This window comes from Bradyrhizobium sp. USDA 4452 (genome assembly GCF_054063575.1).
Window position 1 is genome coordinate 3,494,102 of record NZ_JBSSGK010000001.1, and the last position, 19,760, is coordinate 3,513,861.

The 19,760-nt window shown below is 65.3% G+C and carries 17 protein-coding genes and 1 pseudogene; 11 read left to right on the forward strand and 7 right to left on the reverse strand.

The genetic code is table 11. The features are described from left to right. The first annotated feature begins 174 nt into the window (after window positions 1-174). Both ACVISU_RS16790 and rocF read left to right on the forward strand, forming a co-directional pair. Window positions 175-993: an acyl-CoA thioesterase gene (locus ACVISU_RS16790; RefSeq protein WP_456707648.1), complete on the forward strand. Its 819-nt coding sequence runs from the start codon at window positions 175-177 to the stop codon at window positions 991-993. 108 nt (window positions 994-1,101) lie between these two features. Beyond that, window positions 1,102-2,079, forward strand: a complete 978-nt coding sequence (gene rocF / locus ACVISU_RS16795; protein ID WP_456707649.1) for an arginase — start codon at window positions 1,102-1,104, stop codon at window positions 2,077-2,079. Window positions 2,080-2,294: 215 nt separating this feature from the next. On the opposite strand, the gene ACVISU_RS16800 is transcribed toward rocF, so the two are convergent. Together ACVISU_RS16800 and ACVISU_RS16805 are read right to left on the reverse strand one after the other, a co-directional pair. Beyond that, a complete protein-coding gene (locus ACVISU_RS16800) occupies window positions 2,295-3,911 on the reverse strand; it encodes a phosphoenolpyruvate carboxykinase (protein WP_050405991.1) in 1,617 nt (538 codons plus the stop codon). Between the two features lie 787 nt (window positions 3,912-4,698). Further along, the gene (locus tag ACVISU_RS16805; protein WP_456707650.1) at window positions 4,699-5,433 is read right to left on the reverse strand and encodes a HugZ family pyridoxamine 5'-phosphate oxidase; all 735 of its coding nucleotides are present in this window, start codon (window positions 5,431-5,433) and stop codon (window positions 4,699-4,701) included. A gap of 239 nt (window positions 5,434-5,672) precedes the next feature. Here ACVISU_RS16805 and ACVISU_RS16810 point away from each other — a divergent pair, with 239 nt between their 5' ends. The 5 genes from ACVISU_RS16810 to ACVISU_RS16830 all read left to right on the forward strand — a co-directional run bounded on the left by ACVISU_RS16810 (window position 5,673) and on the right by ACVISU_RS16830 (window position 9,673). Then, entirely contained in the window at window positions 5,673-6,374 is a 702-nt protein-coding gene (locus tag ACVISU_RS16810) for a response regulator transcription factor (RefSeq protein WP_016843287.1), read from the forward strand. 114 nt (window positions 6,375-6,488) lie between these two features. Continuing rightward, on the forward strand, window positions 6,489-8,297 hold the full coding sequence (locus ACVISU_RS16815; RefSeq protein ID WP_050405989.1) for a sensor histidine kinase: 1,809 nt from the start codon (window positions 6,489-6,491) through the stop codon (window positions 8,295-8,297). Beyond that, the gene (locus ACVISU_RS16820) at window positions 8,294-8,734 is read left to right on the forward strand and encodes an HPr kinase/phosphorylase (protein ID WP_050405988.1); all 441 of its coding nucleotides are present in this window, start codon (window positions 8,294-8,296) and stop codon (window positions 8,732-8,734) included. The genes ACVISU_RS16815 and ACVISU_RS16820 overlap by 4 nt, the downstream gene beginning before the upstream one ends. 214 nt (window positions 8,735-8,948) lie before the next feature. Then, complete coding sequence (locus ACVISU_RS16825; protein WP_021076632.1) at window positions 8,949-9,350, forward strand: PTS sugar transporter subunit IIA; 402 nt, start codon at window positions 8,949-8,951, stop codon at window positions 9,348-9,350. Then, window positions 9,347-9,673, forward strand: a complete 327-nt coding sequence (locus tag ACVISU_RS16830; RefSeq protein WP_050405987.1) for an HPr family phosphocarrier protein — start codon at window positions 9,347-9,349, stop codon at window positions 9,671-9,673. Before ACVISU_RS16825 ends, ACVISU_RS16830 begins: the two co-directional genes overlap by 4 nt. A 174-nt stretch (window positions 9,674-9,847) precedes the next feature. Here the strand turns inward: ACVISU_RS16830 and ACVISU_RS16835 are convergent, their stop codons facing one another. The 4 genes and pseudogenes from ACVISU_RS16835 to ACVISU_RS16850 form a co-directional block, all read right to left on the reverse strand. Then, entirely contained in the window at window positions 9,848-11,461 is a 1,614-nt protein-coding gene (locus tag ACVISU_RS16835; RefSeq protein ID WP_456707651.1) for a glycosyltransferase family 39 protein, read from the reverse strand. A gap of 174 nt (window positions 11,462-11,635) precedes the next feature. Continuing rightward, a complete protein-coding gene (locus tag ACVISU_RS16840) occupies window positions 11,636-12,406 on the reverse strand; it encodes a M15 family metallopeptidase (RefSeq protein WP_456707652.1) in 771 nt (256 codons plus the stop codon). A 1-nt stretch (window position 12,407) separates the two neighbouring features. After that, the gene (locus ACVISU_RS16845) at window positions 12,408-12,914 is read right to left on the reverse strand and encodes a YARHG domain-containing protein (protein ID WP_456710835.1); all 507 of its coding nucleotides are present in this window, start codon (window positions 12,912-12,914) and stop codon (window positions 12,408-12,410) included. A 208-nt stretch (window positions 12,915-13,122) separates the two neighbouring features. Beyond that, window positions 13,123-13,800: pseudogene (locus tag ACVISU_RS16850) on the reverse strand (caspase family protein); the annotation flags it as partial. 161 nt (window positions 13,801-13,961) lie between these two features. Here ACVISU_RS16850 and lepA point away from each other — a divergent pair. From lepA to ACVISU_RS16870, 4 genes are all read left to right on the forward strand, one after another. Then, window positions 13,962-15,773 carry a translation elongation factor 4 gene (gene lepA, locus ACVISU_RS16855; RefSeq protein WP_050405984.1) on the forward strand — a complete coding sequence of 604 codons (1,812 nt, stop codon included), beginning with the start codon at window positions 13,962-13,964 and terminating at the stop codon, window positions 15,771-15,773. A 201-nt stretch (window positions 15,774-15,974) separates the two neighbouring features. After that, window positions 15,975-16,307, forward strand: coding sequence for a hypothetical protein (locus tag ACVISU_RS16860; protein ID WP_050405983.1), 333 nt, complete (start codon window positions 15,975-15,977; stop codon window positions 16,305-16,307). A 152-nt stretch (window positions 16,308-16,459) separates the two neighbouring features. Continuing rightward, window positions 16,460-17,686, forward strand: coding sequence for an MFS transporter (locus ACVISU_RS16865; protein WP_456707653.1), 1,227 nt, complete (start codon window positions 16,460-16,462; stop codon window positions 17,684-17,686). A 149-nt stretch (window positions 17,687-17,835) separates the two neighbouring features. Next, the gene (locus ACVISU_RS16870) at window positions 17,836-19,008 is read left to right on the forward strand and encodes an acyl-CoA dehydrogenase family protein (RefSeq protein ID WP_456707654.1); all 1,173 of its coding nucleotides are present in this window, start codon (window positions 17,836-17,838) and stop codon (window positions 19,006-19,008) included. Window positions 19,009-19,064: 56 nt separating this feature from the next. Here ACVISU_RS16870 and ACVISU_RS16875 read toward each other — a convergent pair whose 3' ends face one another. Continuing rightward, the gene (locus ACVISU_RS16875; RefSeq protein ID WP_456707655.1) at window positions 19,065-19,589 is read right to left on the reverse strand and encodes a DUF2867 domain-containing protein; all 525 of its coding nucleotides are present in this window, start codon (window positions 19,587-19,589) and stop codon (window positions 19,065-19,067) included. Window positions 19,590-19,760 lie beyond the last annotated feature (171 nt).

Below are 19,760 nucleotides of genomic sequence, written 5' to 3' on the forward strand. Positions count from 1 at the left end.
GACGCGGAAATCGATGACCTCGGACGTCATTCAATTCGGCATCGTTGCCGGACTATTGCATGTCGAGCGTCATTCCGAGCGTGGCGAAGCGGTCCGTCGCACCCCACATGCAGGCGTATGGATTGCTTCGTCGCTCCGCTCCTCGCAATGACGAACAAATATTCAGGGTCATGCATGCTCACCAAGGCTCCGCACCTTTTCGATGAAGCGACCGCCGTGACTGCCGGCGACAGCCGCTGGCAGGGACGGACCAGCCCGGACTACTGGGCGTTCGTCGGCCCGTTCGGCGGCTGCACCGCCGCCACGATCCTGCGCGCCCTGATGCAGCACCCGCAGCGCGCCGGCGAGCCGCTGGCGCTGACGGTGAATTACTGCGCGCCGGTCGCCGAGGGCGTGTTCGATCTCGATGTCCGCCTGGTGAGAAGCAACCGCTCGAGCCAGCACTGGTCGGTCGAGATGACGCAAGGCGGCGGCGAGGTCACGACCTTGGCGACCGCGGTGTTCGCCGAGCGCCGCCCGTCATGGTCGCATCAGCCGGCGGAGTTTCCCGGCGCCGTACCGTTCGAAGAGCTCCGGCCCTATCCGAAGCTCGCGATGACCTGGGCCAACCAGTATGATTTCCGTTTCGCCGAGGGCGAACCGAAGTTCGGCGGCGGCAGCGCGAAGCAGCTGTCGAGCCCTTACTCCAAGCTGTGGATCGCCGACCGCGTCCCGCGCAAGCTCGATGCGCTGTCGCTGATGTCGATGTCGGACGCGTTCTTCGGCCGTGTGTTCCACGCGCGGCAGGAGCTGGTGCCGTTCGGCACGGTGTCGCTGACGACCTATTTCCACGTCGATGCTGCCGACCTGGATGCGGAGGATACCACCCGCGTGCTCGCGACCGCCGATGCCAAGACCTTCCACAAGAGCTACGGCGACCAGCATGGCGAATTGTGGTCGCCGTCCGGCCGCCTGCTCGCCACCACGACGCAGATCGCTTATTTCAAAGCATAAGCACAAACCAGCTATCCACATGGCCGGACTGGACCGCCTTGCCTATTTCGAGGGTTGAGGGAACAGTGGCGCGTCGCTTCTGTTCCACGCCTTTGGGAGCCCTGCCGCATGTCCGAAGCCGACAATTCCAAACATCAGCGCATCGCCCTGCTCGGCGTTCCCATCGAGATCGGCGCGTCGCAGCCCGGCCCGCTGATGGGACCGGACGCGCTGCGCACCGCGGGCATCGCGCGACTGCTCGAGCAGCTCGACTTCCACGTTGACGATCACGGCAACCTTGCGATCCCGGCCGTGGTCGCCGACGGCCCGGTGCCGGCAAACACCAGATTCTACGACGAGGTGAAGACCTGGACCCGCGCGCTCTCCGAGCGCGCCTATTGGCTGGCGCATTCGGGCGCGATCCCGCTCTTCATGGGCGGCGATCACTCGCTGTCGATGGGATCGATCAACGGCGTCGCGCGCTACTGGCAGGAAAAAGGCCGGCCGCTGTTTGCGCTGTGGGTCGACGCGCATGCCGACTACAACACGCCGGCCACCACCATCACCGGCAACATGCACGGCATGTCGGCGGCGTTCCTGTGCGGCGAGGCGGGCCTCGACGACTTGCTCGGCGGGCTGCCGCGCGCCTCGATCCCGCCGGATCAGCTCGCGCTGATCGGCACCCGCTCGGTCGACCCGCTGGAGCGCAAGCTGCTGCGGCAGCGCAACGTCTCGATCGCGGACATGCGCCAGATCGACGAGTTCGGCGTCGCCGTGCTGACCCGCCGCGTCATCGAGCGCGTCAGGGCGAAGAACGGCGTGCTGCATGTCTCGTTCGACGTCGACTTTCTCGATCCGGACATCGCGCCCGGCGTCGGCACCACGGTGCCGGGCGGCGCGACCTATCGCGAAGCCCATCTCATCATGGAGCTGCTGCACGATTCCGGATTGGTGCGTTCGCTCGATATCGTCGAGCTCAATCCGTTCCTCGACGAACGCGGCCGCACCGCGCGCGTCGCGGTCGAATTGGTCGGCAGCCTGTTCGGCCTGCAGATCACCGACCGCCAGACGCCGAGCAACGCGGTGCTGCCGGAGATAGGCGAGTAGCGAAGCGCAATCCCCCGCCCCCGTCATCCTGGGGTGCGAGCACTTGCGAGCCTCGAAGGATGTACGGCCCGGCTCGTGGCCGTCGACCCTTCGAGGCTCGCTCCGCTCGCACCTCAGGGTGACGGATCGAGAAGGAGCGCGCTGCGCTCACTACGCCCAAAAAGCAAAAAGGCGGCCACCAGGGCCGCCTTTGCAAATCGCGAGATCAGCGCGCGTTACTCTGCCGCGAGCTTCACTTCCGGCGCGGCGGCGCGGACTTCGGCGTCGACCTGCGCTTCGAACTTGGCGAAGTTCTTCTGGAACATGCCGACCAGCGCACGCGCGGTCTTGTCGAACTCGGCCTTGTCGGCCCAGGTCTTGATCGGATCGAGGATGTGCGGTTCGACCCCCGGCAACGAGGTCGGCACCGCGAAGCCGAAATACTTGTCGGTGCGGAAGTCGGCGTTGCGCAAGCTACCGTTCAGCGCCGCGGTGAGCAGCGCGCGGGTCACCTTGATCGGCATGCGGCGGCCGGTGCCGTATTTGCCGCCGGTCCAGCCGGTGTTGACCAGCCAGCAGTCGACATTGTGCTTGGCGATCAGCTCGCGCAGCATGTTGCCGTACACCGACGGATCGCGCGGCAGGAACGGCGAGCCGAAGCAGGTCGAGAATTCCGGCTGCGGCTCGTTGCCGAGACCACGCTCGGTGCCCGCGACCTTCGCGGTGTAACCGGACAGGAAGTGATACATCGCCTGCGCCGGCGTCAGCTTGGCGATCGGCGGCATCACGCCGAAGGCGTCGGCGGCGAGCATCACCACATTCTTCGGATGCGGCGCGCAGCCGGTGCGCGAGGCGTTCGGGATGAAATCGAGCGGATAGGCCGACCGGGTGTTCTCGGTCTTCGAGCCGTCGTCGAAATCGGGCACGCGATCGTTGGCGCCGAGCACGACGTTTTCCAGCACCGCGCCGAAGCGCTTGCTGGCGGCATAGATCTCGGGCTCGGCTTCGCCCGACAGCTTGATGCACTTGGCGTAGCAGCCGCCTTCGAAATTGAAGACGCCGTCCTCGCTCCAGCCATGCTCGTCATCGCCGATCAGCGTGCGCTTCGGATCGGCCGAGAGCGTGGTCTTGCCGGTGCCGGACAGGCCGAAGAAGATTGCGGTGTCGCCGTCGGGGCCGACATTGGCCGAGCAGTGCATCGGCATCACGCCCTTCTCGGGCAGGTAATAGTTCAGCGTGGTGAACACGCTCTTCTTCATCTCGCCGGCATATTGCGAGCCGCCGATCAGGACGATCTTGCGGGCGAAATCGATCGCGACCACGTTCTCCGACTTGCAGCCGTGACGTTTCGGATCGGCGCGGAAGCTCGGCAGATCGATGATCGTGAGTTCGGGCACGAAGCTCGCGAGCTCCGACGTCTCTGGACGAATGAGCAGCGTGCGGATGAACAGCGAGTGCCAGGCGAGCTCGGTGAAGACACGCGTCTTGATGCGATGCTTCGGATCGGCGCCGCCGTAGAGATCCTGCCCGAACAGCGTCATGCCTTCGGCATGCTTGAGGAAGTCGGCATGCAGCGTCGCGAACTGTTCCGAGGTGATCGACTGGTTGCCGGCCCACCACATGCTCTTGTCGGTCAGACCGTCGCGGACCGTGAACTTGTCCTTCGGGCTGCGGCCGGTGAACTCACCGGTGTCCGCGCAAAGCGCGCCATCGGCCGAGAGCACCGCTTCGCCATTGCGCAACGCGTGCTCATAAAGCTGCGGCGCACCGTAGTTCCAATGCACGCCCTTGAGATTTTTTAAGCCGAATTTGTCGGCACCGAAGGCACCGTTATGCACGCCCGTCTCTTGCACGAAGAACCTCCTCGAACCCGCGTATCCTTGTTCGCGCGAATGTCGCTAGTCGCGCCCCGTCGCGGTGATGACCGTCATCAGAATATAGCCTCTCGGCCCCGGTCCGGCGACCTAATAGTGGGGATCGCCGGGCTTGCCAAGCCAGTCGAATGGCTTTTGGTTTATTCCAAGGCAGGCACATCATTGGGCACAATTACCGCAGCGCGAAACAGTTTCGCTTTGCTTTCGCTTTCGCGTTGTTTTCGCGGCGATCGGGCGACGTTTCGTCGCCTTTTCCGCTGCGAGCAGGGGGAATTGCGATGCACAAAGAGTGCCAGCGATCCGCGTGCGCCTCGCGTCATGCGAACGAAAGCACCGGGGAATGCCGGGTATGCATTTCGCGCTGAGAATGTGTTGCTGAACCAGACTGCCACAAGTTGACGCTGCGCCGCACCGACGAGCACGTCGTCCACGATCGTGTTGCACATGCAAGCACCATTCACCGGCTGTGAGCACAAGCTCGATCGAGCTCAACACGCCAGCGTAACAGCTTGACTGCGTCAATGCTTGGCATCGGCGAATGTTCCGCAACGCCCTGCGTGCAGCGTCGGTGAGACCACTGACCGCAACGATCTCTGGTAACGCAATCAGCGCTCACGCACGTGCGTGAGGCCATCGGCGATGGTGAGATGTGCCCGCACGAAATGATTGCGCTGTCACGCCCGGCAAGCGCGCGTGCCGCCGCGGCCGTGCGACACCATGCCTCGCCGCGCGGAGCACCGCCGTTCGGATCGGCTGGTAGCCTCCTCTACTCCTTGGCGCGCGCCTCGCCGGCGAGCCGCACCAGCATCTTGCGCAGCTCGGTGCCGTTGGTGACGCGCTCGGGGAAATCGAGCCGCAGCGTGTTACGGCCGGCCTGCATGTCCATGCCGTCGGGGTCGCAGCCGGTGCACAGCCAGTCGGCACTTTCCGCAGCCAGCAGCCGCGTGGCGTAGAGGTTCATGGCCTCGCGGTGGTCCTCGTTCATATGCGCCACCGCGCCCGGCTCGGCCTCCAGCAGCGCGTCGGCACCGCTGAGATCGGTCAGAAACTGCGCAGGCTTCAGGTCGACGATCCGCCCGAACCCGGCGACCAGATGGGCGCCGCGCGGCCGGATCACAAAAAACGAGAAATCCTTAAATTCTACAAAGGCTTCCGCCGACGGATGAGCGCCAAGGTAGCGCCGTTGGACGAGCTCTCGCCCGGCGTCGGCGACCTCCTCCGCTCGGCCGGCCAGCATGATCCGGGCGCCCTCCAGCGGATCGCCCTCGGCGCGCTCGTCCAGCATCAGCGACACCCTGTCGTCGGCCAGAATGTTCTTCGTATGCAGCGCCAGCCGGGAGATCAGCAGGATCGGCGAGCCGTCGGGGTGGCTCGCCAGATTGACCAGCGAGCAATAGGGATCGCCGGAGCCGGCCGTCAACGTAGCGAGCGCGCCCTGACGGCTGCGCCGGAGCAGCGAGCGGGCGAGGTGGGCAGGATCGAAGTCGGCGGTCGGTTGCATGGGCCTATCGGGTCGTTTTGAGGGCGAAGCGGGCGGTTCCCTTTGAAGAAAGGGCCTTTTCTCACGGTCTCAGGGTGCTATATGGGGGTCCAACGCGTGGGTCGCAGAGCGTTTTTTGCGGAACTCGGTCACACTTCAGCCCAGCTTGCATTGCTCGTTGACCGCGTTCGAAGCCCATATTCTGCGGCGAGTCGCCAGAGTGCCCGCCGTCTAAGCCACTCTCATTGTGAAAGCAGCTCATGCCCACAATCGCCTTGGTCGACGACGACCGCAACATTCTTACGTCGGTCTCGATCGCGCTCGAAGCCGAAGGCTATCGCATCATGACCTACACGGACGGTGCGTCGGCGCTGGATGGATTTCGCACGTCGCCGCCCGATCTTGCGATCCTCGATATCAAGATGCCGCGCATGGACGGCATGGAAACGCTGCGCCGGCTGCGCCAGAAGTCCGACCTGCCGGTGATCTTCCTCACCTCGAAGGATGAAGAGATCGACGAATTGTTCGGCCTGAAGATGGGCGCCGACGACTTCATCCGGAAGCCGTTCTCCCAGCGCCTCCTGGTCGAACGCGTCAAGGCCGTGCTCCGCCGCGGCCAGCCGAAGGATCCGACCGCCGCGCCGAAGGAGCCGGACGCCCGCGCGCTCGACCGCGGCCTGCTGCGGATGGATCCGGAGCGCCACACCTGCACCTGGAAGAACGAGCCGGTGACGCTCACCGTGACCGAATTCCTGATCCTGCAGGCGCTCGCCACCCGCCCCGGCGTGGTGAAGAGCCGCAACGCGCTGATGGACGCGGCCTATGACGACCAGGTCTATGTCGACGACCGCACCATCGACAGCCACATCAAGCGGCTGCGCAAGAAGTTCAAGGTGGTCGACGACGACTTCGAGATGATCGAGACGCTGTACGGCGTCGGCTATCGCTTCAAGGAAGCCTGATCTGCGCTTCCCGGGCGGCTTGTTGACTGACAGGCTCCGCACGGCTGGGGTAAGCTCGGGCGACTACTGTCTGCTTCGCGGGACGACATCCATACCAACCGGCAGCTTTGCGAAGTGCTTGATCGAACGCAGCTCGAGCAGGGACTGAACACCGAGGACGCGTCGCAGCTCCTCGATCAAGAAGCCGTGGCCGACGATCTGGTCCAGGACAAGGGCTGGCGCCGTCCGCTCGGCTGGCTGCGCCGTGCCGGTCAGTTCTTCTTCGCGCTGTCGTTCTCGAGCCTGACGCGCCGCATCGTCTCGCTCAACCTCGCCGGCCTCGTCGCGCTGGTCGCCAGCATCCTCTATCTCTCGCAATTCCGCGCCGGCCTGATCGAGGCGCGCACGCAGAGCCTTCTGGTCTACGCCGAGATCATCTCGGAGGCGATCGCGGCGTCCGCGACGGTCGAAGGCAATACGGTCACCATCGATCCCGATCGGCTGCTCGACCTCAAGCCCGGCGAGAGTTACGGCCAGCCGGACGAATCGGCGGATTTCCCGATCAATCCCGAGCGGGTCGCGCCGGTCCTGCGCCGCCTGATCGCGCCGACCAAGACGCGGGCCCGCATCTTCGACCGCGACGGCGGGCTGATCCTCGACAGCCGTAATCTGTTCGCGCGCGGCGACGTGCTGCGCATGGAGCTGCCGCCGCCGTCGGAGAAGCCGTCGCTGTATGAGAAGACCAAGGCCACGATCAAGACCTGGCTCAACCGCGGCGATCTGCCGATCTATCGCGAGCTCGGCCCCGAAGGCGGCAAGGGCTATTCCGAAGTCGCGCAATCGCTGGAGGGCATGAAAGGCAGCGCGGTGCGCGTCACCGATCGCGGCGCAATCATCGTCTCGGTTGCGGTTCCGGTGCAGCATTTCCGCGCGGTGCGCGGCGCGTTGATGCTGACGACGCAAGGCGACGACATCGACCAGTTGGTGATGTCCGAGCGCCTCGCCATCCTCAAGATCGGCGGGGTCGCATCCGCGGTCATGATCATGCTGTCGCTGCTGCTGGCGAGCACGATCGCAGGCCCGGTGCGGCGGCTCGCCGAAAGCGCAGAGCGCGTCCGCCACCGTATCCAGACCCGCGTGGAGATTCCCGACTTCACCGGACGCCGCGACGAGATCGGGCATCTCTCGGGCGCGCTGCGCGACATGACCAGCGCGCTCTACAGCCGCATCGAGGCGATCGAGATGTTCGCCGCCGACGTCGCCCATGAGCTGAAGAACCCGCTGACCTCGCTGCGCTCGGCAGTCGAGACGCTGCCTTTGGCGCGCAACGAGAACAGCCGCGCGCGGCTGCTCGCCGTGATCGAGCATGACGTCAAGCGGCTCGACCGCCTGATCTCCGACATCTCCGACGCGAGCCGGCTCGACGCCGAATTGCAGCGCCAGGACATGGCGCCGGTCGATCTGCGGCGGCTGCTGACCACGTTGACGAGCGTCGCCAACGAGACCCGGCTCGGCCACGACGTGGTCGTCGAAGCCCGCTTCGAGGGCCGCGGACCGACCGACACGCTCGCTGTCCCCGGCCATGATTCCCGGCTCGGCCAGGTGATCTCGAACCTGCTGTCGAACGCACAATCATTCTCCAAGCCGGGCGACAAGGTGCGTATCGTCTGCCGCCGCACCCGCGGCGAGGTCGAGATCTTGGTCGACGACGATGGGCCCGGCATCGGCGAGGACGCGCTGGAGCGGATCTTCGAGCGCTTCTACACCGATCGGCCGCACCAGGGCTTCGGCCAGAACTCCGGCCTTGGGCTCTCGATCTCCAAGCAGATCATCGAAGCGCATGGCGGGCGCATCTGGGCCGAGAACCGCGTGGGCCCTGCGGACGAAGACGGCAAGCCCACCGTCGCCGGCGCTCGTTTCGTGGTCAGGCTGCCGGCACTATGAGCGACAATTCAAGCGTGCACGCATCCGCCGTTCTGATCGGCGAGCGTGCGGTGCTGATCCGCGGCCCGTCGGGCGCCGGCAAGTCGCGCCTCGCCTTCGATCTGATTCTCGCCGGACGCGCCGGAGCGCTTCCGCCGGCCATTTTGGTGGGGGATGACCGTGTCCATCTCGACACAGCCGGCGAACAATTGTGGGTTCGTCCGGCACCGCAATTGGCCGGTCTGATCGAGATCCGAGGCCTCGGAATCCGCCATTGCCCGTTCGCAGGTGAGGCCGTCGTCGGCTTGATCGTCGATCTTGCCGCCGATGACGCCGAGCGGCTGCCGCCGCCGGAGGCGCTCGAGACTCGAATAAATGGTGTTTTAGTACCGCGAATTCCTGTGCCGGCCGGCTTCCAACCCCTGCCGCTGGTTGTCGCTGCGCTGACGACAACCTGAAAGTTCATGTCCCCGTAATCTTGCGGCCAATTGTGGGAAGGGAATTGGTAACCATATCACATCCACTATCGCGTCGGATTTTGCCGGCGCAGCCTCCCCTCTCTACCGCCAGGAACCGGGAGACTAGCCAAGATGCCCTCTTGCGCAGGGCCTCTGGATGGTCAAAGTGGCGCGTTCGTGCGGTGCACCAAAGGGCGCCCGCGAGGAGTTTCCGATGATTGGTCTAGTGCTGGTGACCCATGGGCGCCTTGCCGACGAGTTCAGAGCGGCGCTCGAACACGTCATGGGTCCGCAGAAACAAATTGAAGCGATTACGATCGGGGCCGAGGACGATTCCGATCTTTGTCGAAGCGACATCATCGAGGCGGTGAACCGCGTCGATAGCGGCGACGGCGTTGCGATCCTCACCGACATGTTCGGCGGCACGCCGTCGAACCTTGCGATCTCCTGCATGAGCCGCCCGAAGGTGGAAGTGCTCGCGGGCATCAATCTTCCCATGCTGGTCAAGCTTGCCAAGGTTCGCGAGGAGCGTTCGCTGCCGGATGCCATCGCGATGGCGCAGGAAGCCGGCCGCAAATACGTCACCATCGCCAGCCGCGTTCTCGCAGGCAAATGAGCGACGAGGCCCCGGGCGGAAACCATGTCGGCCCGGGCGTGCCAGCGGGCGCCGTCTCGCGCGAACTCCTGATCGTCAACAAGCGCGGCCTGCATGCGCGGGCGTCGGCGAAGTTCGTCCAGCTGGTCGAGCGCTTCAACGCCGAGGTCTGGGTGACGCGCGGCGGCGAAACCGTCGGCGGCACCTCGATCATGGGCTTGATGATGCTGGCCGCGGGGCCCGGCACCACCGTCGTGGTCTCCGCGAAGGGCGACGAAGCGCAGCAGGCGCTCGACGCCATCGCCGAACTCGTCGCCAGCAAGTTCAACGAGGAAGGCACGTAACCGCCGCCTCGCGCGGTACGACAAGCGAAAGCCTCTCCCCGTCATTGCGAGCGAAGCGAAGCAATCCATCGCGCCACAAGTGGAAAAATGGATTGCTTCGTCGCTGTCGCTCCTCGCAATGACGGCGGTGAAAGCTTCACAGGAAGACGGAAGCCGCACCGATGCCCCGAACGACTACTTCGCCGGCGGCACCAGATAGACCTTCCACATCGTCGACGGGCCGGGATGGCCGTTGAAGAAGCGCATGGTGTTCATCACCATCGGCTCGGCATCCTTGGCATGCTCCGCCATCCACGCTTCGCATGGCTGCAGGAACACCGGATCGGTGGTGTCGCAGACGCCGATGAAGCCGAGGCGCCTGGCTTCGTCGAGCGACGTCAGCCCCGACGACCACGCTTCGCCCGGCACCAGCGAGGCCGGATGATCCGGGCTGTAGAACGTCATCGGCTCGCCGATGTCGGAGCGTGCGACCACCACCGCCCAGCGCGAATGGAATCTGTTCTGCCAGGTCTCGGTGAGCTCGCGCGCCAATTCGGAGCGCGCGGCGTAGGTCGAGCCGCCGACACGGTTGGACGCGATCTCTTGCGTCGCGATGCTGGGCGCGGCGATCAGCGTGACGATCGTGGCCACGAACCACACCGCCGTGATCGAGAACAGCGCCATGCGCGGGAAACGCAGCGAGGGGATCGCAACCAGCGCAAGCGGCACCAGGAAGAACAGCGGGATGCCCCAATCGGTCTTGATGTAGACGGTGAAGGCCAGCGCGCCGAGCGGCGGCCCGATCGCGACGATCGACTGGATGATCCAGACGTTGAGCGCCTGCGGAAGGTTGACGGCCGGATTGGGTCCGCGCGACCAGATCCGCGCCAGCACGTCCGACGGCCGCCATGGCACCGAGCCCAGCAATAGCGCCACCAAGCCCAGCACGGTCGGAATCGCGAGGAGGCCAAGATTGTGCACGATGTAGCCGATCACGAGCTGGATGTTGAGCTCGCGGCTCGACAGCGCGTAGACGTCGCCGGCATAGGTGAACGGCACGAAGTTCACCTCTTCCAGCCAGACCAGATGCGGGATCATCGTCACGACCATCGTGCCGATCGCAACCCACGGCGCCGGCGAGCGCAGGAATTGCATCCGCTGCGGATGGATCAGCGCGGCAAGCCCGATGGCGCCGATCATCGTCACCACCCAGTACTTGGTCATCAGCGCCAGCATGCCGGCAAAGCCGAGCAAGAGCCCCGATTTGAAGCTGCGCTTCTCGAACGCGTTCAGATAGGCCAGCACCAGCAGCGGCAACGGCACCAGCTGCGCAAGGTCGGCGTTGTATTTGAACCCCTTGAAATTGAAGATCGGGTAGAGCGCGAGCATCACCACCATGAAGAACGCGCGGCGGCGATCGACGACGCGCAGTGCGATCAGCCAGCACACCACCAGCGCGAAGCTGACGGTTGCCATCGCAAGCGCGTAGGTCGACCAGTTGGTGACGGGGAAGATCCTGAACCAGATCCCGGCGATCCAGCCCGACAGCGGCGGATGCTTGCCATAGCCGAGCAGGAAGCGCTGGCCCCAGGCATAGGCCTCCGCGACATCCATATGGACGTCCTGCGCAGCCTTGAGCTTGACCAGGATCAGCGTCCACAGCACCGCGTGGACCAATGCGAAGCCGATCACGAACCACAGGCTGGTCCTGGGATCGACGGCGCGCGAGGCTATCCAGGCGGCGATCCGCCGGATCGTCAGTCTGCGGGTGGTGCGCCTTGCGGCAGGAAGAGCGGTGGCGGTCGACATGGCCTGTGCCTGAGGCATGACCCGGAAACGTGGAAAGCGGTTTCCCGGAAGGATCATACCGAATGGAAGCGGAAGGAACGATGAGTGATTGCTCACCGGCGTTTCGCCGCGCTTTAGCGCGTTTTTGTGGCCAGTGTAATCAGCTTGGCGTGAGAACGCCTCCAACCGACCGATTCACTTCTCGAGGAGCTCCGGGCGGTACTCGAAATGCATGGTATCGTAGTGATACCACTTGCCGCCCCAGATGAAGCCGTGGCGCTCGAAAATGTCGACGATCTCGCGCGGCATCCGGTTTTTGTAGGGGATGGTCCCACTGCCCTTGCCCGCCCACAGCCAGTAATCGGAGACCTTCAGGTTGAGGTCGATCGCGGCCGCATAGCCGTGCATGCTCATCCGCCCGGTATCGGCGACGGCGCGACAAGACAGCACACCCGCGATCGGAAAGGCCGCGGCGCGCAGCGCCGGATCGAGCGCGTCGATCTCGGCGGAGACCTGCTTGAGGCGGTCGGCGACACCGTTGACCCGGGTGACCTGGACCGGCTTGCCCCAGGATCGCGGCAGCCAGGTGATCGTCACCAGGTTCCGCCTGACCTCGGCCGTGTTGCAATCGCCATACATCTTCTTGAAGAAGGCCTCGTTGCGGAAACGACCGGGATCGACATTCGGGGCCGGTGGCGCCGCCGGCCCGGACGGATAAGGCTGCCGCATCTGGTCGAGGATCGAGGCATTGCGCAGCAACTGGTCGAACGGCTTGCCGGAGACGCCATCGTCGGCCGGCATCACCGTGCCGTCGCGCCAGGTGATCGTGGTGTCGTCATGGCCCGACAGCGCATCGGGATAGGCGCGCACCAGGCGGTCGAGCAATTCGCTGTTGCTCTGCGCGTGTGCGAACGGCGGCAGCAGCGCCAGCAGAGCAACGATGCAGGCGGGCCAGCGCGCGGCCATTTCAGCGCTTTCCGGCCTGGTCGATCAGCGTGACATTGGCCTCCTCGATCGCGTTCAGCTTCGGATTCCAGCTGTTCGGCGCATACCAGGGGAAGCGGGCGAAATAGGCCTTGAGATCGGCGGAATCGAAATAGCGTCCCCTGCGAGCGAAGATCTCGTTGCGTGCGATCCGCAACTCGTCGCGCGACAGCCGGCGCAGATCGGCCGGCGTCAAGAGACGCCGATCGGAATCCGGGAAGATGAAACCGCTCGGCGCAGCACCGCCACCGGATTCGAAGCGATCGATCAGCGCGACATTCGCGCTCTCGATCGCATTGAGCGGCGGATCCCATGAGCGGGGCACGTACCATGCGAACCTGCTGAACCGCGCGGTCAGGTCGGGCGCGTTGAAGTAGCGCCCGCGCCGCGCGAAGATTTCGTTCCGCGCGATCCGCAGATCGTCCCTGCTCAGCGCCCTGAGATCGCTCTCCCGACAACAGGCGGCTGTCGGAGTCCGGAATGATGAAATCCGATTGCGTGCGCACCGCCGGCGGCACGCTTTGCAAAGGCGGGCTTGGCGACGGTAGCGCCTGCTGCGGCGGGATCATCGTCGCCGGCGGATCGGCGGTCGCGACCTGATTTGTCGAGACCTGCGCCGGCGCGTTGCCGGCGAAATAGAACGAGCCGTCGATCGGCGAGGTCGAGACCCAGGGCTGCTGGGCGTTGCCGGTCGCGCGTTTGACGACGAGGCCAACCTGATTGAAGGCCTGCAATACGTCGAGCCCGGGCTTCTGCATGGTGTCGACCAGCGCGCGCGTGTAGGGGCTGTGACCGTCATCGCCGTCGAGCGCGACGTTGCCCGGCTGGGTCGCATAGGACAACAACGTGCCCTCCGGCGCGCGGATCTGGGCGAGGCCACCATCGGCGGCACGCAAGCCGCGGCCGCCGAACGGATTGTTCCGGCAGGCGTCCAGGATGACGATATTGAGCCGCGTGCCCGCGCCTTCCATCTGCCGCAGCACCAGGCCGACATCGACCATCTGGAAATCGACATCGGCCTCACGCGTGGGGTTCGCCGAGACCGGCACCAGATAATTCGTGCCGCGCACCTGGATGCCATGGCCGGCGTAATAGAACAGCGCCACATCGGCGCCCATCAGCTGGCTGCCGAAGCGCTGGATCGCGGCATCGAAACCGGCCTTGTCGAGGTCGACCTGGGCCTGCCCGCCGACCAGCGCAAAGCCGAGCCGCTGCAGCGTGCCGGCCACGAGCTCTGCATCGTCCTTCGGGTTCTGCAACCGCGACACGTTCTGATAGGTCGAATTGCCGACCACCAGCGCAACGCGCTTGTCGGCGGCCGCAGGCTGCACGAACGACATTGCGAGCAATCCGGCGGCGAGAAGGGTCCAGCGCATCGTCAAATCCACGATTTCGGGGCGCCAGACCTAGCAGAAACGTGCCCGAAAATCGATCATTGCAACTCTGCCGGAAACGCCCCCGTGATTCGCCGTCACACCCCTGCAAAATACCGCAATATGGTTGCCCGCGCGGGGGTGCGGATGCTATCCCGCGCCCCATGACAACCGCCCCGATTTCGAACATCCGCAACTTCTCCATCGTCGCCCATATCGACCATGGCAAGTCGACCCTTGCCGACCGCCTGATCCAGATGACGGGCGGCCTGTCGGATCGCGAGATGGCGGGCAAGGAGCAGGTGCTCGATTCGATGGATATCGAGCGCGAGCGCGGCATCACCATCAAGGCGCAGACCGTCCGGCTGAACTACCGCGCCAAGGACGGCAAGGATTACATCTTCAACCTGATGGACACGCCCGGCCACGTCGACTTCGCCTACGAGGTCTCGCGGTCGCTGGCGGCCTGCGAGGGTTCCCTGCTGGTGGTCGACGCCAGCCAGGGCGTCGAGGCGCAGACGCTCGCCAACGTCTATCAGGCGCTCGACAACAATCACGAGATCGTGCCGGTCCTCAACAAGGTCGACCTGCCCGCTGCCGAGCCCGAGAAGGTCAAGCAGCAGATCGAGGACGTGATCGGCATCGATGCCTCGGATGCCGTGATGATCTCGGCCAAGACCGGCGTCGGCGTGCCCGACGTGCTGGAGGCGATCGTCACCCGCCTGCCGCCGCCGAAGGGCGACCGCGACGCGACCTTGAAGGCGCTCCTGGTCGACAGCTGGTACGACGTCTATCTCGGCGTGGTCGTGCTGATCCGCGTCGTCGACGGCGTCATGAAGAAGGGCCAGCGCATCCGCATGATGGGCACCGGCGCGGCCTACGACATCGAGCGCGTCGGCTTCTTCACGCCGAAGATGCAGCAGGTCGAGGAGCTCGGTCCCGGCGAGATCGGCTTCATCACCGCGGCGATCAAGGAAGTCGCCGATACGCGGGTGGGCGACACCATCACCGACGACAGGAAGCCGGTCACCGAGATGCTGCCGGGCTTCAAGCCGGCGATCCCGGTGGTGTTCTGCGGCCTGTTCCCGGTCGATGCCGACGATTTCGAGACACTGCGCGCGGCGATGGGCAAGCTGCGCCTGAACGACGCCAGCTTCTCCTTCGAGATGGAAACCTCCGCCGCGCTCGGCTTCGGCTTCCGCTGCGGCTTCCTCGGGCTGCTGCATCTGGAGATCATCCAGGAACGGCTGTCGCGCGAGTTCGACCTCAACCTGATCGCGACCGCGCCCAGCGTCATCTACAAGATGAAGCTGACCGACGGCACCGAGCTCGAGATCCACAACCCGGTCGACATGCCCGACGTGGTCAAGATCGCCGAGATCCAGGAGCCGTGGATCGAGGCGACCATCCTGACGCCGGACGAATATCTCGGCAGCGTCTTGAAACTGTGCCAGGACCGCCGCGGTTCTCAGAAGGAGCTGACTTACGTCGGCTCGCGCGCGATGGTCAAATACGATTTGCCGCTCAACGAGGTGGTGTTCGATTTCTACGATCGCCTGAAGTCGGTCTCCAAGGGCTACGCCTCGTTCGACTATCATCTGACCGACTACAAGCCGGCCGATCTCGTCAAGATGCAGATCCTGGTCAACGCCGAGCCGGTCGACGCGCTGTCGATGCTGGTGCACCGGACCCGAGCCGAGGGCCGCGGCCGCGCCATGGTCGAGAAGATGAAGGAGCTGATCCCGCCGCACATGTTCCAGATCCCGATCCAGGCGGCGATCGGCGGCAAGGTGATTGCGCGCGAAACCGTCCGGGCGCTGCGCAAGGACGTCACCGCGAAGTGCTACGGCGGCGACATCACGCGCAAGCGCAAGCTTCTGGAGAAGCAGAAGGAAGGCAAGAAGAAGATGCGGCAGTTCGGCAAGGTCGACATCCCGCAGGAAGCCTTCATCGCCGCGCTCAAGGTGGACAGCTGAGGCGCTGACGATCCGTCCAGCCCGTCATTGCGAGGAGCGATAGCGACGAAGCAATCCATCTTCCCCCTTATGCGGAACAATGGATTGCCTCGCTTCGCTCGCAATGACGGGAAATGGATCCGTCACGCCGACCATTCTCCAGCAACAAAACGCACCATGATTTGAATCGCCATCGCGGGTCCGCCCCACTAAGCTCCTGACATGTTGCGCATTCTGTCCCTCCTCATCGTCATCCTCGCCTTGCTGCAGCCAGACCTGAGCGCCGCCGCCTCCTCGAAGAAGCGGCAGCCCCCCCGCTGGCATGGCTACGGCTTCCTGCCCGGCTACCGGCAGCCGCCCAATCAGACCATCCCGGTGCTCGGCCCGCGCGGCGCCGCCCGCGGCTACCCCGACTTTTCGCCGGAATATTACTATGGCGGCGATTGGCACTATTTCGGCCGCCCCGGCTTCCATGGCGGCGGGCGCTACAATGGCGGCAGCTATGGCCCGTGCTGGGTCTGGACGCCGATCGGGCGGGCCTGGCAGTGCGGCTAGCCGCGCGTCGCTGCGACATCCTGCGCCTGCAACGCACAATGCGCTGATCCCGGAATGAGAGGCATGTTGCCCGTCATATTGCCCCCGGAGCCCGGATAGGCCACCATCCTCCCTGGGCGCGCCACAACAAACAACAGCGCCTGAGGAAACGCATGAGCAAGGACGCTCGGTTCGACTATGGCTGGGTCGTGGTCGGCGCGGGCGCGCTGATGACCTGCGTCGGCTTCGGCACCATGCTGTCGCTCGCGGTGTTCCTGCAGCCGATCTCGGATGCGATGGGCTGGTCGCGCGCCGGCGTATCGGCGGCCGCGACGCTGGATTTCCTCTGCATGGGTTTTGCGGCGTTCGCCTGGGGCGCGCTGTCCGATCGCTTCGGCACCCGCATCGTGGTGCTGGCGGGCAGCCTGCTGCTCGGGCTTGGCCTCGTGACGGCAAGCCAGGCGCAGAGCCTGTGGCAATTCCAGCTCTGCTTCGGCGTGCTGATCGGAATCGCCGCCGGCAGCTTCTATGCGCCGATGATGGCGCTCGCGAGCGCCTGGATCGACAAGCATCGCAGCCTCGCCGTCGCGCTGGTGTCGGCCGGCATGGGCGTCTCGCCGCTGACGGTCGCGCCATCCGCGAGCTTTCTGATCACGGCGTATGACTGGCGCTTCGCGATGCTCGTGATCGGCATCGCCGCATGGGCGCTGCTGATCCCCGCCTCGTTCCTGGTGCGCCCGGCGCCGCAGGGATCGAGCGTCGCGATCGCAACGGCCAGCCATGCGCCGCAAGCGGAATGGACCGTGGCGCAGGCGCTGCGCACGCCGCAATTCATCACGCTCGCACTGGCGCATTTCGCCTGCTGCGCGGCGCATTCGGGCCCGATCTTCCACATGGTGTCCTACGCCATGGTGTGCGGCATCGCGCCGCTCACCGCGGTCACGGTCTACAGCCTCGCCGGCTTCTCCGGGCTCGGCGGACGGCTGCTGCTCGGGGTGCTGGCGGACCGGCTCGGCGCCAAGCCGGTGCTGGTCGGCGGCCTGCTGGTGCAGGCGCTGTCGATCGCGACCTATCTTGCGGTGGCGCAGCTCGGCCAATTCTACGCACTCTCTGTCGTGTTCGGCCTCGCCTATGGCGGCGTGATGCCGCTCTATGCCGTGCTGGTGCGCGAATTCTTCGGCGCGCGCATCATGGGCACGGTGTTCGGCGCGGTGTCGGCGTTCGCGAGTCTGGGCATGGCGCTCGGGCCATGGGCCGGCGGTTACGTGTTTGACACGTTCCACGGCTACACGTGGCTGCACGCCGGTTCCTTCGCGATTGGCCTTGCCGCGGTCGCGGTGGCCCTGAGCTTCTCCACCAAGCGACAGCCGTCGCTCGATCTCGGCCGCGCCGCCGCCTGAGCGCGGATGCGTCGATCGCTCACGCGCGGCCGCGAGCGACGGATAGCTGATCTGCATCGGCGCCGCCCCGCCTTGCCCTCCTTTGCCGGATGGGCCACCATCGCCTGCCCCGCCCAACAAGAACCTCAGAAGGGGCGCCGAGGACACGCATGAACAAGCCGCAGGGAGTAGACCTTGTCGAGCGGGCGCGCGCGCTGGCGCCGCTGATCATTGCTGAAGCCGACGAGATCGAACGGACGCGGCGGCTGACGCCTTCGGTCACCGCGGCCCTGGTCGAGAACGGGCTGTATCGCGCGCTGCTGCCGAAGCGTTTCGGCGGCGCCGAGGCGACGCTGGACGCGTTCATGCAGATGCAGGAGGAGATCGCCAAGGCCGATGCCTCGACCGCCTGGTGCCTCGGCCAGTGCAGCGTCTGCGCCATGACCGCGGCCTATCTCGAGCCCGACGTAGCCAACGAAATTTTCAACTCCGCGCCCGGCATCCTCGCCTGGGGCGCGATCGCACACGAAGTCCGCGCCGAGCCCGGCGGCTACCGCGCCAGTGCGCGCTGGGATTTCGCCTCGGGCTCGCGGCAGGCAAGCTGGCTCGGTGCCCATGTTCGAATCGTCGAGGCCGACGGCACGCCGCGCCGGAAGGCCGACGGTTCGCCGGAGATCCGCACCATCCTGTTTCCGGCGTCGCAAGCGACCATGTACGACGTCTGGGACGTGATCGGCCTGAAGGGCACCGGCACCGATTCCTACTCGGTCGACAACCTCTTCATTCCAGAGACATTCGCCGCGCTGCGCGACGACCCGGCCGCGTGCCGCGAGGGCGGCCCGCTCTACAAGCTGTCCACCAACATGGTGTTCAGCATGGGCTTTGCCGCCACCTCGCTCGGCGTCGCCCGCGCCATGCTGGATGCGGCGACCGAGCTGGCCCGCGGCAAGACCCCGCAGGGCCTCAAGGCGATGCGCGACAACAACGCCGTGCAGGGCCAGATCGGCCGCACTGAAGCGAGCCTGCGCGCCGCGCGCGCCTATCTGTATGCGACGGCGAACGACGTCTGGAGCGATCTCGCGCGCGGCGAAGCGATCACCGAGGCCCACCGCATCGCGATCCGCATCGCCTCGACCTGGACCATTCACCAGTCGGCCGCGGTGGTCGACATCGCCTATCACATGTCGGGCGCAACGGCGGTATTCGCCAGGAATCCGTTCGAGCGACGGTTTCGCGACATGCACGCGATCGCCCAGCAGATCCAGGCCCGCGACACGCAGTATGAAGACGCGGGCAAGGCGATCCTGGCGGGAAATCTGGGCGCACCGCCGACGGCGCGCTGAAACGTGCCGAAGTCAGATTGAACCAGGACACGCACTCATCAATTCGCCATGCAGCGCTACTGCAATTGTGTCTGCGCACAGCGTGCCAAATTGGCCCTGACCACGAGGTGGTGAAACGGCCTGATCGCGTTGAGATAGGTGAAGCCGAGGGCATTGTGCGTATGCACGACGGTCGTCGCGATCAGCAACGCGCCGATTGGAGAATGGCGCCGGAGCAGAGACAGCCGGAAGTCGAGATGCCGGTCATCTGCACCGAGCACGATTTCATCCTTGCCCTCCCAGTGCACCGGGAAGAAGTCGACCCGTTCATGGCCGTCCGGGGACGTCCTGACCGTATCGGAGGTCTTGATGCCGAAGGGCGTCACCATGGCGTCGCGCAGCGCGATCAGCGCCTTTTGCCATGCGGGCGGATTGAGGAGCGTCCGCCTCGCCAGCTCGCGCATGCTCGGCTGTTCCGATGCACTGAGGTCAATGCTGTAGCTATCGAGCAGGCTGGCGTTCTCGTACCAGTCCGCCACGACGCTTTCCGACGGCGGCGCCGTCCGGCGCACCAGCGGTTTGCGGTCCAAACCCATGCTCATGATGATGTCACCTGTTCAAGGGACCGATCGCAAGGGCTATTCCCGGCTTGAGGCGCGGGTGATTGTCCTGCGCTGAGCCTTGCCTTACTGGTCTTCAATTCTATGGTGGTCGGCGCGGGGTCTCAAGGCCGATCTACCCCTGATGAGGACGCCGAGTAGGCTCCACACAAG

Coding starts and splice junctions, on each gene's coding strand:
- ACVISU_RS16790 (WP_456707648.1), top strand. CDS start 175: ATGCTCACCAAGGCTCCGCACCTTTTCGATGAAGCGACCGCCGTGACT.
- rocF (WP_456707649.1), top strand. CDS start 1,102: ATGTCCGAAGCCGACAATTCCAAACATCAGCGCATCGCCCTGCTCGGC.
- ACVISU_RS16805 (WP_456707650.1), bottom strand. CDS start 5,433: ATGCAACCGACCGCCGACTTCGATCCTGCCCACCTCGCCCGCTCGCTG.
- ACVISU_RS16810 (WP_016843287.1), top strand. CDS start 5,673: ATGCCCACAATCGCCTTGGTCGACGACGACCGCAACATTCTTACGTCG.
- ACVISU_RS16820 (WP_050405988.1), top strand. CDS start 8,294: ATGAGCGACAATTCAAGCGTGCACGCATCCGCCGTTCTGATCGGCGAG.
- ACVISU_RS16825 (WP_021076632.1), top strand. CDS start 8,949: ATGATTGGTCTAGTGCTGGTGACCCATGGGCGCCTTGCCGACGAGTTC.
- ACVISU_RS16830 (WP_050405987.1), top strand. CDS start 9,347: ATGAGCGACGAGGCCCCGGGCGGAAACCATGTCGGCCCGGGCGTGCCA.
- ACVISU_RS16835 (WP_456707651.1), bottom strand. CDS start 11,461: ATGTCGACCGCCACCGCTCTTCCTGCCGCAAGGCGCACCACCCGCAGA.
- ACVISU_RS16840 (WP_456707652.1), bottom strand. CDS start 12,406: ATGGCCGCGCGCTGGCCCGCCTGCATCGTTGCTCTGCTGGCGCTGCTG.
- lepA (WP_050405984.1), top strand. CDS start 13,962: ATGACAACCGCCCCGATTTCGAACATCCGCAACTTCTCCATCGTCGCC.
- ACVISU_RS16860 (WP_050405983.1), top strand. CDS start 15,975: ATGTTGCGCATTCTGTCCCTCCTCATCGTCATCCTCGCCTTGCTGCAG.
- ACVISU_RS16865 (WP_456707653.1), top strand. CDS start 16,460: ATGAGCAAGGACGCTCGGTTCGACTATGGCTGGGTCGTGGTCGGCGCG.
- ACVISU_RS16870 (WP_456707654.1), top strand. CDS start 17,836: ATGAACAAGCCGCAGGGAGTAGACCTTGTCGAGCGGGCGCGCGCGCTG.
- ACVISU_RS16875 (WP_456707655.1), bottom strand. CDS start 19,589: ATGAGCATGGGTTTGGACCGCAAACCGCTGGTGCGCCGGACGGCGCCG.